This window comes from Streptomyces sp. NPDC053755, from assembly GCF_040677675.1.
Lineage (GTDB): Bacteria > Actinomycetota > Actinomycetes > Streptomycetales > Streptomycetaceae > Streptomyces.
The window spans coordinates 68,391-85,163 of record NZ_JBFASK010000026.1 but is presented as its reverse complement, the minus strand read 5'-3'; the positions used below and the strand labels follow the sequence as shown (position 1 = coordinate 85,163).

The following is a 16,773-nucleotide window of genomic DNA, read 5'->3' as shown; positions in this document are numbered from 1 at the left end:
CAGGAGAAGGATCCCGAGGGTCGCATGCCCCTCGTGGAACACCTGCGTGAACTTCGCAACCGTATGGCGAAAGGCCTGCTGGCCGTCGCCGCGGTCACCGTCGTGGCCCTCGTGTACAGCGAGGACCTGATGCAGTTCCTGACGAAGTCCGTGCCCAAGTGTGCGCAGGGCACGATGGGCGACGGCGGAAACTGCGCGGTCGTCTCCTTCAACACGCTGATCGCCCCGTTCAGCACGACGATCCAGGTCAGCCTCGTCACGGGTCTCGTCGTCGCGAGCCCGGTCTGGCTGTACCAGCTGTGGGCCTTCATCGCGCCCGGCCTGCACAAGAGCGAGAAGAAGTACACGTACGCCTTCGTCGGAGCGGCGGTCCCGCTGTTCGCCGCAGGCGCCTACCTCGCGTACCTCATCCTCCCCATCAGCGTGAAGGTGCTCATCAGCCTCACGCCCGGAGGTTCCGCGAACATCCTCTCGCTCGGTGACGTCCTCGACTTCACCCTGCGCATGGTGCTCGTGTTCGGCCTCGCCTTCGAGCTGCCGCTCGTCCTGGTGATGCTCAACATCACCGGTGTCCTCACGGGTCGGCGGATGGCCGGCTGGTGGCGCGGCGTGATCATGGGCGTCTTCGTCTTCGGCGCCATCATCACCCCCACCACGGACCCGATCGGCATGCTGGCCCTCGCGGGTCCCATCACCGTCCTGTACTTCGCCGCCGTCGGCTTCTCGCTCCTCAACGACCGGCGCCGCAAGCGGAACAACCCCGACGCCGAACTCGCCGACGACGAGGCGTCGAGCCTCGACCTCACCCCTGAGGCCGTCGGAGCGGTCGAGCCGGTCGGCGCCTCGCGCGCCCTGCCCGAGCAGGCCACCGGCGAGCCGGACGGTGCCCGAGCGCACCGGCAGATCGGTTACGACGACATCACCTGATCGCGGACGCACCCCCCCGGACCTCGTCCCCCCGGGGGGCGCCCGTGCCCGGAGTGAGGGCGGGAGCGGCGGCCCTCACCGCGCGTCGCGCATCGGCGGCGCTCCGTGTCCGCGAGCCCCCGCTCCCGCCCTTCCTGGCACAGGTCGTTAAAGATCGCGTCACTGTCAGAGGTGGCGGGTAGGCTCGACAACAAGATGACAGAGGACCTCACACCAGCCGAAGCGTACGCAGCTGCCCGGGCCCGCAACGCCGAGCAGGCCACCGCGCTGGCCCCCTTCCGCGAGATGTACGAGTTCGGCCTGGATCCCTTCCAGATCGAGGCATGCCAGGCTCTCGAAGCGGGCAAAGGCGTGCTCGTCGCGGCACCCACGGGCTCGGGCAAGACCATCGTCGGCGAGTTCGCCGTCCACCTCGCCCTGCTGCAAGGGCGCAAGTGCTTCTACACGACGCCCATCAAGGCGCTGTCGAACCAGAAGTACGCCGACCTCGTCAAGCGGTACGGCAACGCCAAGGTCGGCCTGCTGACCGGCGACAACAGCGTCAACGGCGATGCGCCGATCATCGTGATGACCACCGAGGTCCTCCGCAACATGCTCTACGCGGGGTCCCAGGCGCTGTCCGGGCTCGGTTACGTCGTCATGGACGAGGTCCACTACCTCTCGGACCGCTTCCGCGGCGCCGTCTGGGAGGAAGTGATCATCCACCTCCCCGAGTCCGTGACGCTCGTCTCACTCTCCGCGACCGTCTCCAACGCCGAGGAGTTCGGCGACTGGCTCGACACCGTGCGCGGCGACACCGAGGTCATCGTCTCCGAGAGCCGCCCCGTGCCGCTGTGGCAGCACGTGCTGGCCGGCCGCCGGATGTACGACCTCTTCGAGGAGGAGACCGACCACGGCGGCCGCGGCGCGTCCCGCCGCGAGGTCAATCCCGACCTGCTGCGCCTCGCCCACACCGAGAACTCCCGCACGTACAACCCGCGAGACCGGCGCCGCGGCAAGATGATCCGCGAAGCCGACCGCGAACGCGAGCGCCGTCAGCGCTCCCGCATCTGGACGCCGGGACGGCCCGAGGTCATCGAACGGCTCGACGCCGAGGGGCTCCTGCCCGCCATCACCTTCATCTTCAGCCGCGCCGGCTGCGAAGCCGCCGTCCAGCAGTGCCTCTACGCCGGCCTGCGGCTCAACGACGACGACGCCCGCCGACGCGTCCGCGAGATCGTCGAGGAGCGCACCAGCTCCATTCCCTCCGAGGACCTGCACGTCCTCGGGTACTACGAATGGCTGGAGGCCCTGGAGCGGGGCATCGCCGCCCACCACGCCGGCATGCTGCCCACGTTCAAGGAGGTCGTCGAGGAGCTCTTCGTCCGCGGCCTGGTCAAGGCCGTCTTCGCCACCGAGACCCTCGCCCTCGGCATCAACATGCCCGCCCGCTCCGTGGTCCTGGAGAAGCTGGTCAAGTGGAACGGCGAACAGCACGCCGACATCACCCCCGGTGAGTACACCCAGCTCACCGGCCGCGCGGGCCGCCGGGGCATCGACATCGAGGGCCACGCCGTCGTGCTCTGGCAGCGCGGGCTCGACCCCGGCCACCTCGCCGGCCTCGCCGGCACCCGTACGTACCCGCTGCGCTCCAGTTTCAAGCCGTCGTACAACATGGCCGTCAACCTCGTGGACCAGTTCGGCCGGCACCGCTCCCGCGAGCTGCTGGAGACGTCGTTCGCGCAGTTCCAGGCCGACCGGTCCGTCGTCGGCATCTCCCGCCAGGTGCAGAAGAACGAAGAGGGGCTCGAAGGCTACCGGGAGGGCATGACCTGCCACCTCGGGGACTTCGAGGAGTACGCACGGCTGCGCCGTGACCTCAAGGACCGCGAGACCGAACTGGCCAAGCAGGGCGCCGCGCAGCGTCGGGCCCAGGCCGCCGCCTCGCTGGAGCGACTCAAGCCGGGCGACGTCATCCACGTCCCCACCGGCAAGTTCGCCGGGCTCGCCCTCGTCCTCGACCCGGGCATCCCCGCCGGACGCACCAACGGCCACCGCGGCTTCGAGCACCACGACGGGCCCCGCCCGCTCGTGCTCACCGCCGAGCGCCAGGTCAAGCGGCTCGCCTCGATCGACTTCCCGATCCCGGTCGAGGCCATGGAGCGGATGAGGATCCCCAAGTCCTTCAACCCGCGCTCCCCGCAGTCCCGCCGCGACCTCGCCTCCGCCCTGCGGACCAAGGCGGGGCACATCAACCCGGAGCGGCACCGCAGGGACCGCTCGCCCGCCGCCGACGACCGCGAGATCGCCCGGCTGCGTACCGAGCTGCGCGCCCACCCCTGCCACGGCTGCGACGAGCGCGAGGACCACGCCCGCTGGGCCGAGCGCTACCACCGTCTCCAGCGCGACACCCGCCAGCTGGAACGGCGCATCGAAGGCCGTACCAACACCATCGCCCGCACCTTCGACCGGATCGTCGCCCTCCTCACGGAGCTGGACTATCTCCGCGGCAGCGAGGTCACCGACAACGGCAAGCGGCTCGCCCGGCTCTACGGCGAGCTGGACCTGCTCGCCAGCGAGTGCCTGCGCGAAGGCGTCTGGGAAGGACTCAATCCGGCCGAACTCGCCGCCTGCGTCTCCGCCTTGGTCTACGAGGCACGGCAGGCCGACGACGCCGTCCCGCCGAAGCTGCCCACGGGCAACGCCAAGGCCGCACTCGGCGAGATGGTGCGGATCTGGGGGCGACTGGACGCTCTCGAAGAGGAGTTCAAGATCAACCAGGCGGAGGGGGTCGGACAGCGTGAACCCGATCTCGGCTTCGCCTGGGCCGCTCACCAGTGGGCCTCGGACCGGGGACTCGACGAGGTGCTGCGCGAGGCGGAGATGCCCGCCGGCGACTTCGTCCGCTGGTGCAAGCAGGTGATCGACGTCCTCGGGCAGATCGCCGCCGCGGCGCCGAGGGACGGTGACAGCACCGTCGCCAAGAACGCGCGCAAGGCCGTCGACGCGCTTCTGAGGGGCGTCGTCGCCTACAGCTCCGTGACCTGACGAGGTTTCCTGCCGTCGGGCTCGTGAGGTGACGAGTCCGACGGTCGGGGGGATGCGTGAAGTCGCCTGAGAAGGCCCGTGGTCGACACCACGGGCCTTCTTCCGCTTTCCGTGCACGCCTTTGTCCACAGGCAGTTGTCCACAGGGGTGGCGGAGTGTCGGTGCTCTCCGATTCCATGGACTCACACACCGGGCAACACCAGGGGGAGGGAACGCTCGTGACCACGCAAGCCGGTCCGGCCGCCGCCGAGAAGGCGACCGGCGGACAGAAGATCGTGCCGGGGCCGCGGGGCGTTCCGCTGCTGGGAAACCTGCCGGAGTTCGGCGGGGATCCTCTCGCCTTCTTCGAGCGGCTGCGGGAGCGCGGGGACTTCGTCAGCTGGCGGTTCGGCCGGGGGCGTGCCCTCTTCATCGCCCATCCCGACACGATCGGCGAGCTCCTCACCGAGGTCGAGCGGACCTTCGACCAGCCCGACCTCGGCATCGCCTTCCGTACCCTCCTCGGTAACGGCGTCGTGGTCGCCAAGGGCGCGGACTGGCGACGCAAGCGCTCCCTCGTCCAGCCCTCCGTGCGGCCCAGGCAGGTGCGGTCCTACGCCGACACGATGGCCGGATGCGCGATCGACCTCGCCGACCGGTGGACCGACGGTCAGCGGGTCGACATCAAGAAGGAGATGGCGGCCCTCACCCAGCTCATCGCGGTCCGCACCATCTTCGGCGTCGACACCGCGGCCGACGCCGAGGCGATCGGCAAGGCCATGGACATCGCCCAGAAGGAGATCGGAGCCGAGTTCAGCGGCCTGGGAGCCCTGCTCCCCGACTGGGTGCCCACTCCGGGGCGTGCCCGCATCAAACGCGCCACCGCCGTCATCGACGCCGAAGTCGGCCGGGTCGTCGCCCGCCACCGCGAGGGCGACCACGAGCGTCCCGACCTCCTCAGCCGGCTCCTCACCGCCCAGGACGAGACCGGGGCCCACCTGTCCGACCGGGAGATCCGCGACGAGACCGTCACCCTCTACATCGGCGGACACGAGACGACCAGTTCCACCCTCGTCTGGGCCTGGCAGCTCCTCTCCCAGAACCCCCGCGTCCGCCGCGCCCTCGCCGAGGAACTGGACCGGGTCCTCGGGGACCGGGAGCCCGGCTTCGACGACTACGCCCGGCTGACCTACACCCAGGCCGTCGTCAAGGAGACCCTGCGGCTCTACCCGACCATCTGGCTCCTCACCGGCATCGCCAAGGAGGGAGCGACCCTCGGAGGCATGCCGATACCCGTCGGCACGCGGGTGTGGAGCAGCCAGTGGGCCACCCACCGCGACGGCCGCTGGTTCACCGACCCGGAGGAGTTCCGTCCCGAGCGCTGGGGGGCGACCGGGGGCGAACCCGCCGAGGAGATACCGGAGTACGCCTGGTTCCCCTTCGGCGGCGGACCGCGCGTCTGCCTCGGTACCCGGTTCGCGATGGTCGAGGCCGTCCTCGTCCTCGCCGTACTGGCCCGCAGGTTCTCCCTCGCCGTCGACCCGGCTCAGGTGCTGCCCGTCCCCAGCCTTACCCTCCAGCCGGACCGCGAGGTCCTCGCCACGGTCCACGCACGTCCTGTGAGGGCCGACGGCCAGGAGGGCGAGGCGGCACCCCAGGGCTAGGGCGAGGGCCGGGTCGCACCTCCTGTGACGGGATCGCGGGGGTGGGGGAGCGTCAGCGCGCCGATCCCGCGCGGGTGAGGGACTCGGCCAGCTCGCACAGGTCGTCGGTGGTCAGCACGCGGGCGCCGAAGCCGGGCAGCGGTACGTGGAGCGGGGCGGTCCAGCGGGTCGGGATCGCGGTCGGGCCGTGGACCGCGCCGGCGAGGAGGCCGGTGACCGCCGCCACCGTGTCGGTGTCCCCGCCGAGGTCGATCGCGCGGGCGAGCGCCGCCTCGAACGACGTGGTCGTGCGCAGAGCCCAGACCGCCGACGCGAGGCAGGGCCAGACGGCGCCGTTGAACTCCGTGGCGTCGTCCGGGTGCCAGTGGGGGGCGAGGACGCGTGACCAGCGCTCCCGGTGGGCGGGGGCGACCGCAGCGAGGGTGGCGGGCAGGGCGGTGAGCGGGTCCTCGCCGAGGAGGGCGACGCGGACGAGTTCGTGGAGCACGGCCGTGCCCTCCCACGCGGCACCGTCGCCATGCGTGAGGGCGGCGAGGCGCCGGGCCGCGGCCATCGTGGCCGCGCGTCCCGCTGCGGCGAAGTAGACCGCTGAGGTCGAGGCCCGCATCAGGGATCCGTTGCCCGCCGCGCGGCCGTTGATCTGGAAGTGGAGGGCGGCGGCCGTGTCCCAGGACTCTCCGCTCGTGAGGACGTCCTCGGTCTGGAGCCCGATGTCCTTGGGTTCGGCCGCCGCCCATCTGCGGAAGCGGCCGAACACGTCGGGAAGGTCGAGGCCGCCCCGGTCGAGGAGCGACTCGCCGACGAGGACGGCCATCTGCGTGTCGTCGGTGGCCTCGCCCGGGTCCCAGCCGCCGCCTCCGCACATCGTGCCGATTCCGTCGGGGAAGCGCTCGCGGAAGACACCCGGCAGCCCGAACTCGAAGGGAGCGCCCAGCCCGTCCCCGACGGCGGAGCCCAGGACAGCCCCCACGGCCCGGTCGATGGTGCGCATGGGGGCAGCCTAGGCGACCGTCTCGGGGACGTCCTCGGGAACCGGGGCCTCATACCCGGGCAGCGAACTCCTGGTCGGGGAGGGGCGACACGGGGCGGGAGGGAGTGCGCAGGGCCAGGACGGTCGCGCCCGCCGAGAGAAGGGCGATCGCGGCCGCGGCGATGAGCGTGGGGGCGTCGGTGGTGAGCAGGGGGCGGCCGCTCAGGGCCTGCCAGGTGACGAGCGCGAACACCGCCGCGTAGGAACCCGAGGCCGCGAGCGTCAGCCGGAGTCGCACCCGGTCGTCACGGAGCCGGACGAAGCGCGGGGCGAGCGCGACGAGGGCGAGGAGGAACAGGGGAAGGACCTGGAGGGCGTGCATGCCGAAGAAGTGGGCGATGCGCAGATCACCGCCGGTCGTCGACCAGCCGGTCACCGCCATCGACGGACCGCCGTCCGGGACGCCGACGCTGTGGGCGCCGATGATTCCGGCGCCGTCACCGGCCGCGAGCTGATCAGGGGTGGGGCGGACCATCAGGAAGCCGACGGCCGCGCCGGCGAGGGCGAGGAGCGAGCCGAGACGCACGGACCAGGCGGTCGCGCGGTCGAGGATCCGGGCCCGTAGGAGGAGGGCGGCGATCACCAGTGCGGCGAGCCAGAGGACGACGACCGTGAGGCCCATCGCCCGGAAGACGGCGGCGTCGAAGGCCGTCTCGTTGTTGAAGTGGCTCTGCCTTCCGCGGACCACCTGGAGGGTGATGAGGGCCATCTCGACGGCGCTCGCCACTGCCACGACCGTGCCCGCCCACCAGCCGGCCCGGCGGGCGCGGGGGAGCAGGGTGAGCATCCAGGCGAGGGTCACGCAGTAGGCGATGAAGGAGACCGCGAATTTGAACGGCTTGTACCAGATGGGCGCTCCGACGAGGACGCGGTCGTCCAGGAGCAGACCGAAGGCGGAGACGAACGCCAGCGCCACCATGGAGGCGGAGAACCAGACGAGCGGGCGGTGCAGGTCGCGCAGGCGTGGCATCGGTAAGGACATGGCTGACCCCCGTCAGAGAATAGATAGTGGCACTCCCCACTATCTGATAGTTCCACTATCTATGATGGGGGTGTGGGCTGCAAGGCCGTGGTGACATCGGAAAGGTGAACCCGCTGTGCGGATCGGCGAGTTGAGTCGCAGGACCGGAATCTCGGTGCCGACGATCAAGTACTACGTACGCGAAGGGCTGCTGCCGGCAGGGCAGTTGACGAGCCCGAACCAGGCGTCGTACGACGAGTCCCACGAAGCGCGGATCCGCCTGATCCGGGCGCTTCTGGAGGTCGGAGGGCTCTCGGTCGCGGCCATCCGCGAGGTGATGACGGCCATCGACGACCGGGAGCGGCCGGTCCACAAGGTGCTGGGCGCGGCGGCGGACCGTCTGGTGCCCCGCTACGACCAGGATCCGGGTGCCGGCGTCATCGAGGCACGGCAGGTGGTGGCCGAGCTGGTCGGGCGGCGGGGCTGGCGCGCGGAGGCGGGCGGCGGCCCGGCGGGCGAGGCGCTGGCGGTGGCGCTCGCGGCGCTGGACGAGGTGGGCCACGGGACGTTCGCCGAACTGCTCGACACCTATGCCGAGGCGGCGGAAGAGGTCGCCCGGGCGGACCTGGGGTACGTGACGCGCGGCGGTGTGGCGCGGGAAGAGCTGGTGGAGGCCGCGGTGGTGGGGACCGTGCTCGGGGACGCGGTGTTCGCGGCGCTGCGGCGGATGGCCCATGTGGACGCGTCGGGACGCGCGTTCGGTGAAGGAGTGTAAGAGGGCGCGGCGAGCGGAGGTGCGAGGAGCGGCTCCCGCGCCGCGGAAGGGCGCGCCCTCATGGGGCGTCAGCTGCTCCTGTCGTCCCGGTCATGAGTGCCACCGGGACCCCGGCGTCGCTTCTCCTCACCGGGGGCGTACGCGTTGTTCGGTGGTGTCCGCGCTGCGTGGCCGTTCCGCGGTGGCGGCCCGTCCGCGAGGGGCAAGGCCCCCGGGCGGCCCCCGCCCGGGGGCCGGTGTTCTCCGTCGCGCCCGCGCGCCTGAAGCGGTGCCGGCGGGTGCGGCGGCCGGCGGGGGAGCGGGCCGGGCGTGGGCGGGGGTGTGGCGGTCAGGATTCCTGTTCGCGCTCCACCTGGTCGTTCCAGTCGCGCTTGATCGCGCGCCAGGCCTCGTCCGTCTTGCCCAGGCGCCAGTAGCCCGAGATCGAGAGCCGCTCGCGCGGGACGCCACGGTCCAGACGCAGATGGCGACGGAGGTCCTTCACGAAGCCCGCCTCGCCGTGGACGAAGGCGTGGACCTCGCCGGCCGGGAAGTCCAGGCCGCGCACGGCGTCCAGGAGGGCCTCGCCCGTCGGCCGGTCACCGCGGTGGAGCCAGGTCACCTCCACGCCCGCCGCCGTCGCGAACTTCTGCTCCTCCGCCGCGTCCGCGACCTCGAGGAACGCGTGCACCGTCGCCCCCTCCGGCAGGCGCTCGAGCGCCACGGCGACCGCCGGCAGCGCGCTCTCGTCACCCACGAGGAGGTGCCAGTCGGCGGCGAGGTCCGGGGCGTACCCGCCGCCCGGCCCGAGGAAGCGCATGACCTCCCCGGCCTGCGCCCGCGCGGCCCAGGGTCCGGCCAGTCCCTCGTCCCCGTGGACCACGAAGTCGACGGTCAGCTCCCGCTGCGCCGGGTCCCAACTCCGCACCGTGTACGTCCGGGTGGTGGGCCACTGCTCGCGCGGGAACTCGGCGCGGACGCGGTCCATGTCGAACGGCTCGGGATAGCTCACGCCCTCGGGGGCGAACAGCAGCTTCACATAGTGGTCGGTGTGCTCGCCGATCTCGAAGGCGTCGAGGCCCGCCCCGCCCAGCACCACCCGCACCATGTGCGGAGTGATCCGCTCCGTGCGCACGACCCGTGCCTCGTGGGCCTTCGGTCCCTTGCGCGCCGGCTGCTCTGCCACGACGTCTCCCTGGCTTCGGTGAACTGAGATGAACTTAGGTTCACCTAAGCTAGCACCCCTCGCGGACTCCGCCCAGAATCCGCCGTCACCGCTCCAGCACCGTGAGCAGTCGGCCCACCGCGCCGCCCAGCCCCCATCGGGCCACGAGTGCCTCCAGGGCGGCCGGGTCCCGAGGCGCCTTCGGCAGGGCCGGGTCGAAGCCGGGCAGCGGTACGTCGCCGGCGACCCGGACGACCGTCGGAGCCACGTCCAGATAGGCCGCCGCCTCCACGATCCCCCGCCGCTTGGCCGGAGTCAGCTTCGACGTGCGGTCGACGGCGGCCGCACGCACGCCCGCCAGATCGCCGTACTCCGTGATCAGCTGCGCGGCCGTCTTCTCGCCGATCCCCTTCACGCCGGGCAGGCCGTCGCTGGCGTCTCCGCGCAGTGCCGCGAAGTCGGCGTACTGGCCGGGGCGCACGCCGTACTTCGTACGGATCATCTCGTCGTCGACCAGGTCGCAGTCCCCGACGCCCTTGCGCGGGTACAGCACCCGCACCCCGCGCTCGTCGTCGACGAGCTGGAAGAGGTCGCGGTCGCCGGTCACGATGTCCACCGGGCCCTTCGCCCGCCCGGCCAGCGTGCCGATGACGTCGTCCGCCTCGTAACCCGCCGACCCGACGCGGGCGATGCCCAGCGCGTCGAGGACCGCCTCGATCACCGGTACCTGCGGCGAGAGCGTGTCGGGGATCTCCTCCTCGTCCGGGCCCGTCTCCGTCTCCGCGGCCACCCGGTGTGCCTTGTAGGAGGGAATCAGGTCCACCCGCCACTGCGGCCGCCAGTCGGCGTCCCAGCAGGCCACGAGTTCGTCGGGACGGTGGTCCTGGACGAGGCGGCCGATGAAGTCGAGCAGTCCGCGCACGGCGTTGACCGGGGTGCCGTCGGGGGCCCGGACGGAGTCCGGCACGCCGAAGTAGGCACGGAAGTAGAGGGAGGCGGTGTCCAGGAGCATCAGGCGTGGCGTCACACCCCGATCATGCCGCACCCCACCGACATCGACCCGCCTGGCGAGTGCCTCGTCGTGACGCCGTCCCCCACGAAGGGGCCGAGCCCCCGCCCCGGCCGACGTCCCTCGCCCCGGGCGTCACGACATCACCCCGCCGCCCAGTCCTCGCCCCAGCCGCGGCCGTCGCGCCGCCGCCACCGATCGCTCTCCCCCACCCGGCCGTCCCCCCGCCCCCACCGACTGCCCAGTCCCCCCGCCCCCACCGACCGCCCCGCGCCGCCGCACCCCTGCGCCGCGACGCCGCCATGGCCCTCACGCGGTCCGCCGCCCCCACATGGCGCCGACCTGCGCGACCCTCACCGCCGGCCGCGTGCCGTGAGCCCCGTCACCATCGCGTTTGGCCCTCCGGCCCCCGGGCAGATGCGGGCCCGGAGCGGACCCGGTACGGGATTCAACGATCGAATCCCGTGCGCAGGGAGAAGCGGGCCGAAACCGCCCCGCTCCACGGCCCGGCTGCGGGGTGGGGGCTCCGGTTCCCCGGGACGGAGTCCTGGGGGGAGGGCCGTTTTCGTTGCTACACGTGAGGTATATGTGTCCAGGCTCCAGGCCGATCACCTGTACAAGGTGTTCGGCAGACGACCCGATGAATCCGTCCGGAAGCTCGCCGACGGCGCTGACCGCGACGACCTGCGCGCGGACGGCACGACGGCCGCCGTGATCGACGCTTCCTTCATCGTCGAGCCGGGCCAGATCTTCGTCGTGATGGGTCTGTCCGGATCCGGCAAGTCGACCCTGCTGCGCATGCTCAACGGCCTGCTGGAGCCCACGGCCGGCCGCGTCCTGTTCGACGGCAAGGACCTCACCGCGCTGAGCCCCCGCGACCTGCGCGCCGTGCGGTCCACCAAGATCAGCATGGTCTTCCAGCACTTCGCGCTCTTCCCGCACCGCAGCGTCCTGGAGAACGCCGCCTACGGCCTGGAGGTGCAGGGCGTCCCGCGCGCCGAGCGCCTGGCCCGCGCCGGCGAGGCGCTCGAGCTGTGCGGGCTCGCCGGCTGGGAGGACTCCTGGCCCGACGAGCTCTCCGGCGGCATGCAGCAGCGCGTCGGCCTCGCCCGCGCCCTCGCCACCGACGCCGACCTGCTCCTCATGGACGAGTCCTTCAGCGCCCTCGACCCGCTGATCCGCCGCGACATGCAGGACCAGCTCCTCGAACTGCAGAAGCGGCTGAAGAAGACCATCGTCTTCATCACCCACGACCTCAACGAGGCCATGCGCCTCGGCGACCGGATCGCGGTGATGCGGGACGGCCGGATCGTCCAGCTCGGCACCGCCGAGGACATCCTGATCCGCCCCTCCAACGACTACGTCGCCTCCTTCATCCAGGACGTCGACCGCTCCCGCGTCCTCACGGCCGCCGCCGTGATGACCGAGCCCGGCCCGGCGGGAACGGGCGTCTCCGGATCCGGCCGCGCCGCGGCCGACGCCTGCGGCTGCGAGACCGTCGGCCCCGACACGCTCGTCGCCGACCTGTGCGCCGTCAGTGCCCGCGTCCCCCACCCGGTGGCGGTCAAGGACGCCGACGGCACCGTCCTCGGCGTCGTACCGCAGTCCCGTCTCATCGGTTTCATCGGCGACGAGCAGAGGCCCCCCACCGCCTGCGACGCCCCGGGAACCGGCACCGAGGAGGTCCCCGCGCATGCCTAGGCTCCCCCTCGGCCAGTGGGTCGACAGCGCCGTCGACTGGCTCCAGGTCCAGCTCTCCTGGCTCTTCGACGCCATCAGCACCGCCGTCACCGGCCTTTACGACGGGATCGACGCGGTCCTCTCCGCGCCCGAACCGCTGCTCTTCGCCGGCATCCTCGCCGTCGTCGCCTGGTGGCTGCGCGGCCTCACCGCCGGTGTGCTCGCCTTCGCCGGCTTCGCGCTCGTGGACTCCATCGAGCTGTGGGACGACGCCATGTCGACCCTCTCCCTGGTCCTCGTCGCCACCCTCGTCACCCTCGTGATCGCCGTCCCGCTCGGCATCTGGGCGGCCCGCTCCACGACCGTCAGCGCCGTGCTCCGCCCGGTCCTGGACTTCATGCAGACCATGCCGGCGATGGTCTACCTCATCCCCGGCATCATCTTCTTCGGCGTCGGCGTGGTCCCCGGCATCATCGCCACCATCGTCTTCGCCCTCCCGCCGGGCGTACGGATGACCGAACTCGGCATCCGCCAGGTCGACGGCGAACTCGTCGAGGCCGCCGAGGCCTTCGGCACCAGCCCGCGCGCCACCCTGCTGCGGGTGCAGCTGCCGCTCGCCCTGCCCACGATCATGGCCGGCGTCAACCAGGTGATCATGCTGGGCCTGTCGATGGTCGTCATCGCGGGCATGGTCGGCGGCGGCGGACTCGGCGGCGCCGTCTACCGCGCCATCGGCAACGTCGACATCGGCCTCGGCTTCGAGGCGGGCATCTCCATCGTCATCCTCGCCATGTACCTGGACCGGATCACCGGCGCGCTCGGCCGTCAGGTCTCGCCGCTCGGCCGCCGGTCGCTGGCCAAGGCCCGTGCCGCGGTCGCCTCCCGGGCCGGGGCCAAGATCTGGAGCCACCGCCCGCAGCCCGTCACCGCGCTCGTCGGCGTGGTCGTCCTCGCCCTCGTCGCCGGCGGCATGGGATTCCTCGGCGCCGGCGGCTCGACGGCCCCCACCGCCGACGGCGGCAAGAACGTCGGCCAGGGCGAGAAGATCAGCCTCGGCTACATCCCCTGGGACGAGGGCATCGCCTCCACCTTCCTCTGGAAGGAACTGCTCGAACGGCGCGGCTTCGAGGTCGAGACCAAGCAGCTGGAGGCCGGCGCGCTCTACACCGGACTGGCCAGCGGTCAGATCGACTTCCAGACCGACGCCTGGCTCCCCGTCACCCACGCCCAGTACTGGGAGAAGTACCGCGACAAGCTGGAGGACCTCGGCTCCTGGTACGGACCCACCTCCCTGGAGCTCTCCGTGCCGTCCTACATGAAGGACGTCAACACCCTCGACGACCTGAAGGGGAAGGCCGGGCAGTTCAAGGGCCGGATCGTGGGCATCGAGCCGAGCGCCGGAATGATGGGCATCCTCAAGGACAAGGTGCTGAACGACTACGGCCTCGCGGGGGAGTACAAGGTCCTCGACGGCTCGACCCCCGGCATGCTGTCCGAGCTGAAGCGCGCGTACGACAAGAAGGAGCCCGTCGCCGTCACCCTCTGGTCGCCGCACTGGGCGTACTCGACCTACGACCTCAAGAAGCTGAAGGACCCCAAGGGCAGCTGGGGCAAGGGTGACGGTGTTCACACCCTCGCCCGCAAGGGCTTCGCCTCCGACAACCCCGAGGTCGGGGCCTGGCTGAAGAACTTCAGGCTGACCGAGAAGCAGCTCACGGATCTCGAAGCCGTCATCCAGAAGACCGGCAAGGGCAAGGAGCAGGACGCCGTCCGCGGCTGGCTGGAGAAGAACCCCGGCCTCGCGGAGAAGCTGACCCCGCAGTAAGGGTCACCGGGGCACGATGTCCGACTGCTGTCCGAAAAGGGGTGGTCGCCGAGCGTATTCGGCGGCCACCCCTTTTCGCCACGACGCGAAACCCCGCCCCAAAGCTGCGTAAGGTGCAGGTAACCGACCAGTACGCGGTACGAGCCTGAGACACGAGGGAGGGAGCCGGCATGGACGACAAGGAATCACTTCGCGTGGGCGCGGCCGTCAAGAGGCGCCGCAGAGCACTGCAGCTCACCCTCGCCGTCGTCGCCTCCCGCAGCGGCCTGTCCGTGCCCTTCCTCAGCCAGGTCGAGAACGAGCGGGCCCGCCCCAGCACGCGCTCCCTCCAGCTCGTCGCGGAGGCCCTGGACACCACGGCCGGCGAGCTGCTCGCCGCCGCCGAGGCCGCCCGCACCGTCGACATCGTCCGTTCCCACGAGGCGCCCGGCGACCTGCCCCCCGGCGTACGCACCGTGGTGCGGGGCCGGCACCAGCTGCACGCCCTGGAGTTCACCGGCGAGCAGGACGCGGGGCGTGAATTCCTCCACCGCAACGACGAGTTGCTGTACGTCGCCGACGGCGCGGCCGAGGTCGAGGCCGAAGGCCGCGCGTACCGGCTCGAGCGCGGCGACACGCTCTACCTCTCCGGCGGCGTGCGTCACCGGTGGCGCGCCACCGAGCCCGGCACCCGCCTCCTCGTCGTCGCCGTCGCCGAGCACATCGAGGCCACCGACGCATGAGCGCGGCCGTGTCGCGAGGGGCGCGGAGGGTCGTCTCCCTGGTGCCGTCGCTGACCGAGGCCGTCGCCGTCACCGCCCCCGGCCTCCTGGTCGGCGCCACCGACTGGTGCACGCACCCGGCCGATCTCGACGTCGTACGCGTCGGCGGGACCAAGAATCCGGACGTCCCGGCCATCGCCGCCCTCCGCCCCGACCTCGTGATCGCCAACGAGGAGGAGAACCGGGCCCCCGACCTGGCGGCCCTGCGCGCCGCCGGGATCGACGTCCTGGTGACCGAGATCCGTACCCTCGACCAGGCGTTCGTCGAACTGGACCGGGTGCTGCGGGCCTGCGGTGTGGCCACCCGCCCCCGCTGGCTGGACGAGGCCGAGGCCGCGTGGGCCGCCGTGGGGGCCCACGTGCCGCCCGTGGACCCCGTCGACCTGTCGGCCGAAGACCCCCTCGACCTGCCGGCCGGCGACCCCGCCGGGACCGCCGCACCGGCCGTCGGCGCCGCCGAGCCCGCCACGGCGGCCGCCGCAGCGGCGGCCGAGGGCCGGGAAGCGACGGTGGGGCCCGCCCCGGCCGCCGTCGTGCCGATCTGGCGGCGCCCCTGGATGGTCCTCGGCCGGGACACGTTCGCCGGAGACCTGCTCGCCCGGCTCGGGATCCGCCAGCTGTACGCCGATCACGCCGAGCGCTACCCCCGCGTCCCCCTCGACGAGCTGTGTGCCGCGGGGGCCGACCTCGTCGTCCTGCCCGACGAGCCGTACCGCTTCACGCCCGACGACGGACCCGAGGCCTTTCCGGCGATCCCGGCCGCGCTCGTCAGCGGACGTCACCTCACGTGGTACGGACCCTCGCTCGCCGAGGCGCCGGCCGTGCTGGGCCGGGCCCTGCGAGCAGCGCGCCGCTGACCACACCGCGCAGGGTGTGCAGGGCCGCCACCAGCCAGGCCGCGACGAGGAGGACGTACAGCCCGACCGCGAGCCAGCGGAGGACCTCGAGTCCGGTGTGCAGCGCCAGCCCCTCCGCTCCCGTCACGCACGTACCGACGGGGAACGTGAACGCCCACCAGGTCAGGGCGAACCCCATGCCCCGCCGCCGCGCCCGCAGCACGAGCGCCCCGGCGAGGGCCAGCCACAGCAGCGCGAAGCCCAGGACGGGCACGCCGTAGAGGACGGCGAAAGCGCCGAAGCCGTGGGCGTACGCGGCGGGCAGCACGCCCGGGGCCGTGTCGGCGAACGTGTTCGCCGCGGTCGTGGACTGGCCCAGCGGTCCGAGGACCAGGAAGAGAGTGGGGGTGAGCGCCAGGGGCGGCGGACCGGCGGTGACCAGCCGGCCGAAGACCAGCGGCAGCATGACGAGGGTGGCGAGCAGGCTGATGCCGAACATGGCGTAGCAGGCGATCAGCAGCGTCTGGCGGGGCTGCCCCTCCGGCAGGTGCGGCACCAGCAGCGGACCGAGCGCCGCGGAGACCATCGGCGCGACGACCGGCAGCAACCACACCGGGGAGGCGGCCTCGATCCGGTGGTGCACCACCATGAGGTACGGGATCGCCACGGCGGCGGCCAGCCCGATCGCGCTTCCCGCGGTGAACAGGACCGTGTCGATCGCGAGGGCCGCGGGAAGCCCGATCCAGTCCCGGCCCAGCAGCATCGTGCCGCCGCCGACCGCCAGCAGGGCCATCGACAGACAGCCGTAGAAGGGGGCCACGGCCGGATCCATCAGATGCTCCCCGGCCCGGTCGCGATGGTGGATCCAGTGCAGGGCGCGGGCCGTGAGCAGGGTCAGGAGAAGGACCAAGGAGAGCGCCCAGACGGCCGTGCAGACGGTGCGGAGTCCGGGGACGTGCACCGGGAGGCTCGCTCCCGCCGTGGCGACGGCGGCGGTGCCCATCACCGAGGCGTACCAGTGGGGGCCGAGATGACGGACCGAGGCCGCCCGCCCGCCGGGGGTGGTGGCGAGGGGAGCCGGACGGGAGGGTGCGAGTGTTGCCATGACCCCACCGTCGTCCGGCCGGACCGGCCCCACCAGGGATCATGGGCCTA

General features: G+C 72.1%; 13 protein-coding genes. 8 read left to right on the top strand and 5 right to left on the bottom strand.

Going from position 1 to position 16,773, the window contains the following annotated elements:
* The first annotated feature begins 24 nt into the window (after positions 1–24).
* The 3 genes from tatC (at position 25) to AB0K65_RS23625 (ending at position 5,597) form a co-directional block, all read left to right on the top strand.
* Positions 25–927: a twin-arginine translocase subunit TatC gene (gene tatC, locus AB0K65_RS23635; protein ID WP_365719608.1), complete on the top strand. Its 903-nt coding sequence runs from the start codon at positions 25–27 to the stop codon at positions 925–927.
* Positions 928–1,122: 195 nt separating this feature from the next.
* Positions 1,123–3,954, top strand: coding sequence for a DEAD/DEAH box helicase (locus AB0K65_RS23630; RefSeq protein ID WP_365719606.1), 2,832 nt, complete (start codon positions 1,123–1,125; stop codon positions 3,952–3,954).
* Positions 3,955–4,172: 218 nt separating this feature from the next.
* Entirely contained in the window at positions 4,173–5,597 is a 1,425-nt protein-coding gene (locus AB0K65_RS23625; protein ID WP_365719604.1) for a cytochrome P450, read from the top strand.
* A gap of 52 nt (positions 5,598–5,649) precedes the next feature.
* Here AB0K65_RS23625 and AB0K65_RS23620 read toward each other — a convergent pair whose 3' ends face one another.
* Positions 5,650–6,588, bottom strand: a complete 939-nt coding sequence (locus AB0K65_RS23620) for an ADP-ribosylglycohydrolase family protein (RefSeq protein WP_365719602.1) — start codon at positions 6,586–6,588, stop codon at positions 5,650–5,652.
* A gap of 49 nt (positions 6,589–6,637) precedes the next feature.
* A complete protein-coding gene (locus AB0K65_RS23615) occupies positions 6,638–7,546 on the bottom strand; it encodes a hypothetical protein (protein ID WP_365719654.1) in 909 nt (302 codons plus the stop codon).
* 178 nt (positions 7,547–7,724) lie between these two features.
* On the opposite strand from AB0K65_RS23615, the gene AB0K65_RS23610 reads away from it, so the two are divergent.
* The gene (locus AB0K65_RS23610; protein WP_365719600.1) at positions 7,725–8,363 is read left to right on the top strand and encodes a MerR family transcriptional regulator; all 639 of its coding nucleotides are present in this window, start codon (positions 7,725–7,727) and stop codon (positions 8,361–8,363) included.
* A gap of 328 nt (positions 8,364–8,691) precedes the next feature.
* Here AB0K65_RS23610 and AB0K65_RS23605 read toward each other — a convergent pair whose 3' ends face one another.
* Together AB0K65_RS23605 and AB0K65_RS23600 are read right to left on the bottom strand one after the other, a co-directional pair.
* Positions 8,692–9,528: a siderophore-interacting protein gene (locus AB0K65_RS23605; RefSeq protein WP_365719598.1), complete on the bottom strand. Its 837-nt coding sequence runs from the start codon at positions 9,526–9,528 to the stop codon at positions 8,692–8,694.
* Between the two features lie 85 nt (positions 9,529–9,613).
* Positions 9,614–10,519: a 5'-3' exonuclease gene (locus AB0K65_RS23600; protein WP_365719652.1), complete on the bottom strand. Its 906-nt coding sequence runs from the start codon at positions 10,517–10,519 to the stop codon at positions 9,614–9,616.
* A gap of 585 nt (positions 10,520–11,104) precedes the next feature.
* On the opposite strand from AB0K65_RS23600, the gene AB0K65_RS23595 reads away from it, so the two are divergent.
* The 4 genes from AB0K65_RS23595 to AB0K65_RS23580 all read left to right on the top strand — a co-directional run bounded on the left by AB0K65_RS23595 (position 11,105) and on the right by AB0K65_RS23580 (position 15,639).
* On the top strand, positions 11,105–12,217 hold the full coding sequence (locus AB0K65_RS23595; RefSeq protein ID WP_365719596.1) for a glycine betaine/L-proline ABC transporter ATP-binding protein: 1,113 nt from the start codon (positions 11,105–11,107) through the stop codon (positions 12,215–12,217).
* Entirely contained in the window at positions 12,210–14,021 is a 1,812-nt protein-coding gene (locus tag AB0K65_RS23590) for an ABC transporter permease/substrate binding protein (protein ID WP_365719594.1), read from the top strand. The genes AB0K65_RS23595 and AB0K65_RS23590 overlap by 8 nt, the downstream gene beginning before the upstream one ends.
* Positions 14,022–14,191: 170 nt before the next feature.
* Positions 14,192–14,743, top strand: coding sequence for a cupin domain-containing protein (locus AB0K65_RS23585; protein ID WP_365719592.1), 552 nt, complete (start codon positions 14,192–14,194; stop codon positions 14,741–14,743).
* Positions 14,740–15,639, top strand: a complete 900-nt coding sequence (locus AB0K65_RS23580; protein ID WP_365719590.1) for a helical backbone metal receptor — start codon at positions 14,740–14,742, stop codon at positions 15,637–15,639. Before AB0K65_RS23585 ends, AB0K65_RS23580 begins: the two co-directional genes overlap by 4 nt.
* Here the strand turns inward: AB0K65_RS23580 and AB0K65_RS23575 are convergent.
* Positions 15,566–16,723 carry a TDT family transporter gene (locus AB0K65_RS23575; RefSeq protein ID WP_365719588.1) on the bottom strand — a complete coding sequence of 386 codons (1,158 nt, stop codon included), beginning with the start codon at positions 16,721–16,723 and terminating at the stop codon, positions 15,566–15,568. The genes AB0K65_RS23580 and AB0K65_RS23575 overlap by 74 nt on opposite strands.
* Between the last annotated feature and the right edge of the window lie 50 nt (positions 16,724–16,773).

Bases quoted from the DNA above. Each gene is read 5' to 3' on its own strand.
- tatC (WP_365719608.1), top strand. From the start codon at position 25: ATGCCCCTCGTGGAACACCTGCGTGAACTTCGCAACCGTATGGCGAAA.
- AB0K65_RS23630 (WP_365719606.1), top strand. From the start codon at position 1,123: ATGACAGAGGACCTCACACCAGCCGAAGCGTACGCAGCTGCCCGGGCC.
- AB0K65_RS23620 (WP_365719602.1), bottom strand. From the start codon at position 6,588: ATGCGCACCATCGACCGGGCCGTGGGGGCTGTCCTGGGCTCCGCCGTC.
- AB0K65_RS23615 (WP_365719654.1), bottom strand. From the start codon at position 7,546: ATGGTGGCGCTGGCGTTCGTCTCCGCCTTCGGTCTGCTCCTGGACGAC.
- AB0K65_RS23600 (WP_365719652.1), bottom strand. From the start codon at position 10,519: ATGCTCCTGGACACCGCCTCCCTCTACTTCCGTGCCTACTTCGGCGTG.
- AB0K65_RS23590 (WP_365719594.1), top strand. From the start codon at position 12,210: ATGCCTAGGCTCCCCCTCGGCCAGTGGGTCGACAGCGCCGTCGACTGG.
- AB0K65_RS23585 (WP_365719592.1), top strand. From the start codon at position 14,192: ATGGACGACAAGGAATCACTTCGCGTGGGCGCGGCCGTCAAGAGGCGC.
- AB0K65_RS23580 (WP_365719590.1), top strand. From the start codon at position 14,740: ATGAGCGCGGCCGTGTCGCGAGGGGCGCGGAGGGTCGTCTCCCTGGTG.
- AB0K65_RS23575 (WP_365719588.1), bottom strand. From the start codon at position 16,723: ATGGCAACACTCGCACCCTCCCGTCCGGCTCCCCTCGCCACCACCCCC.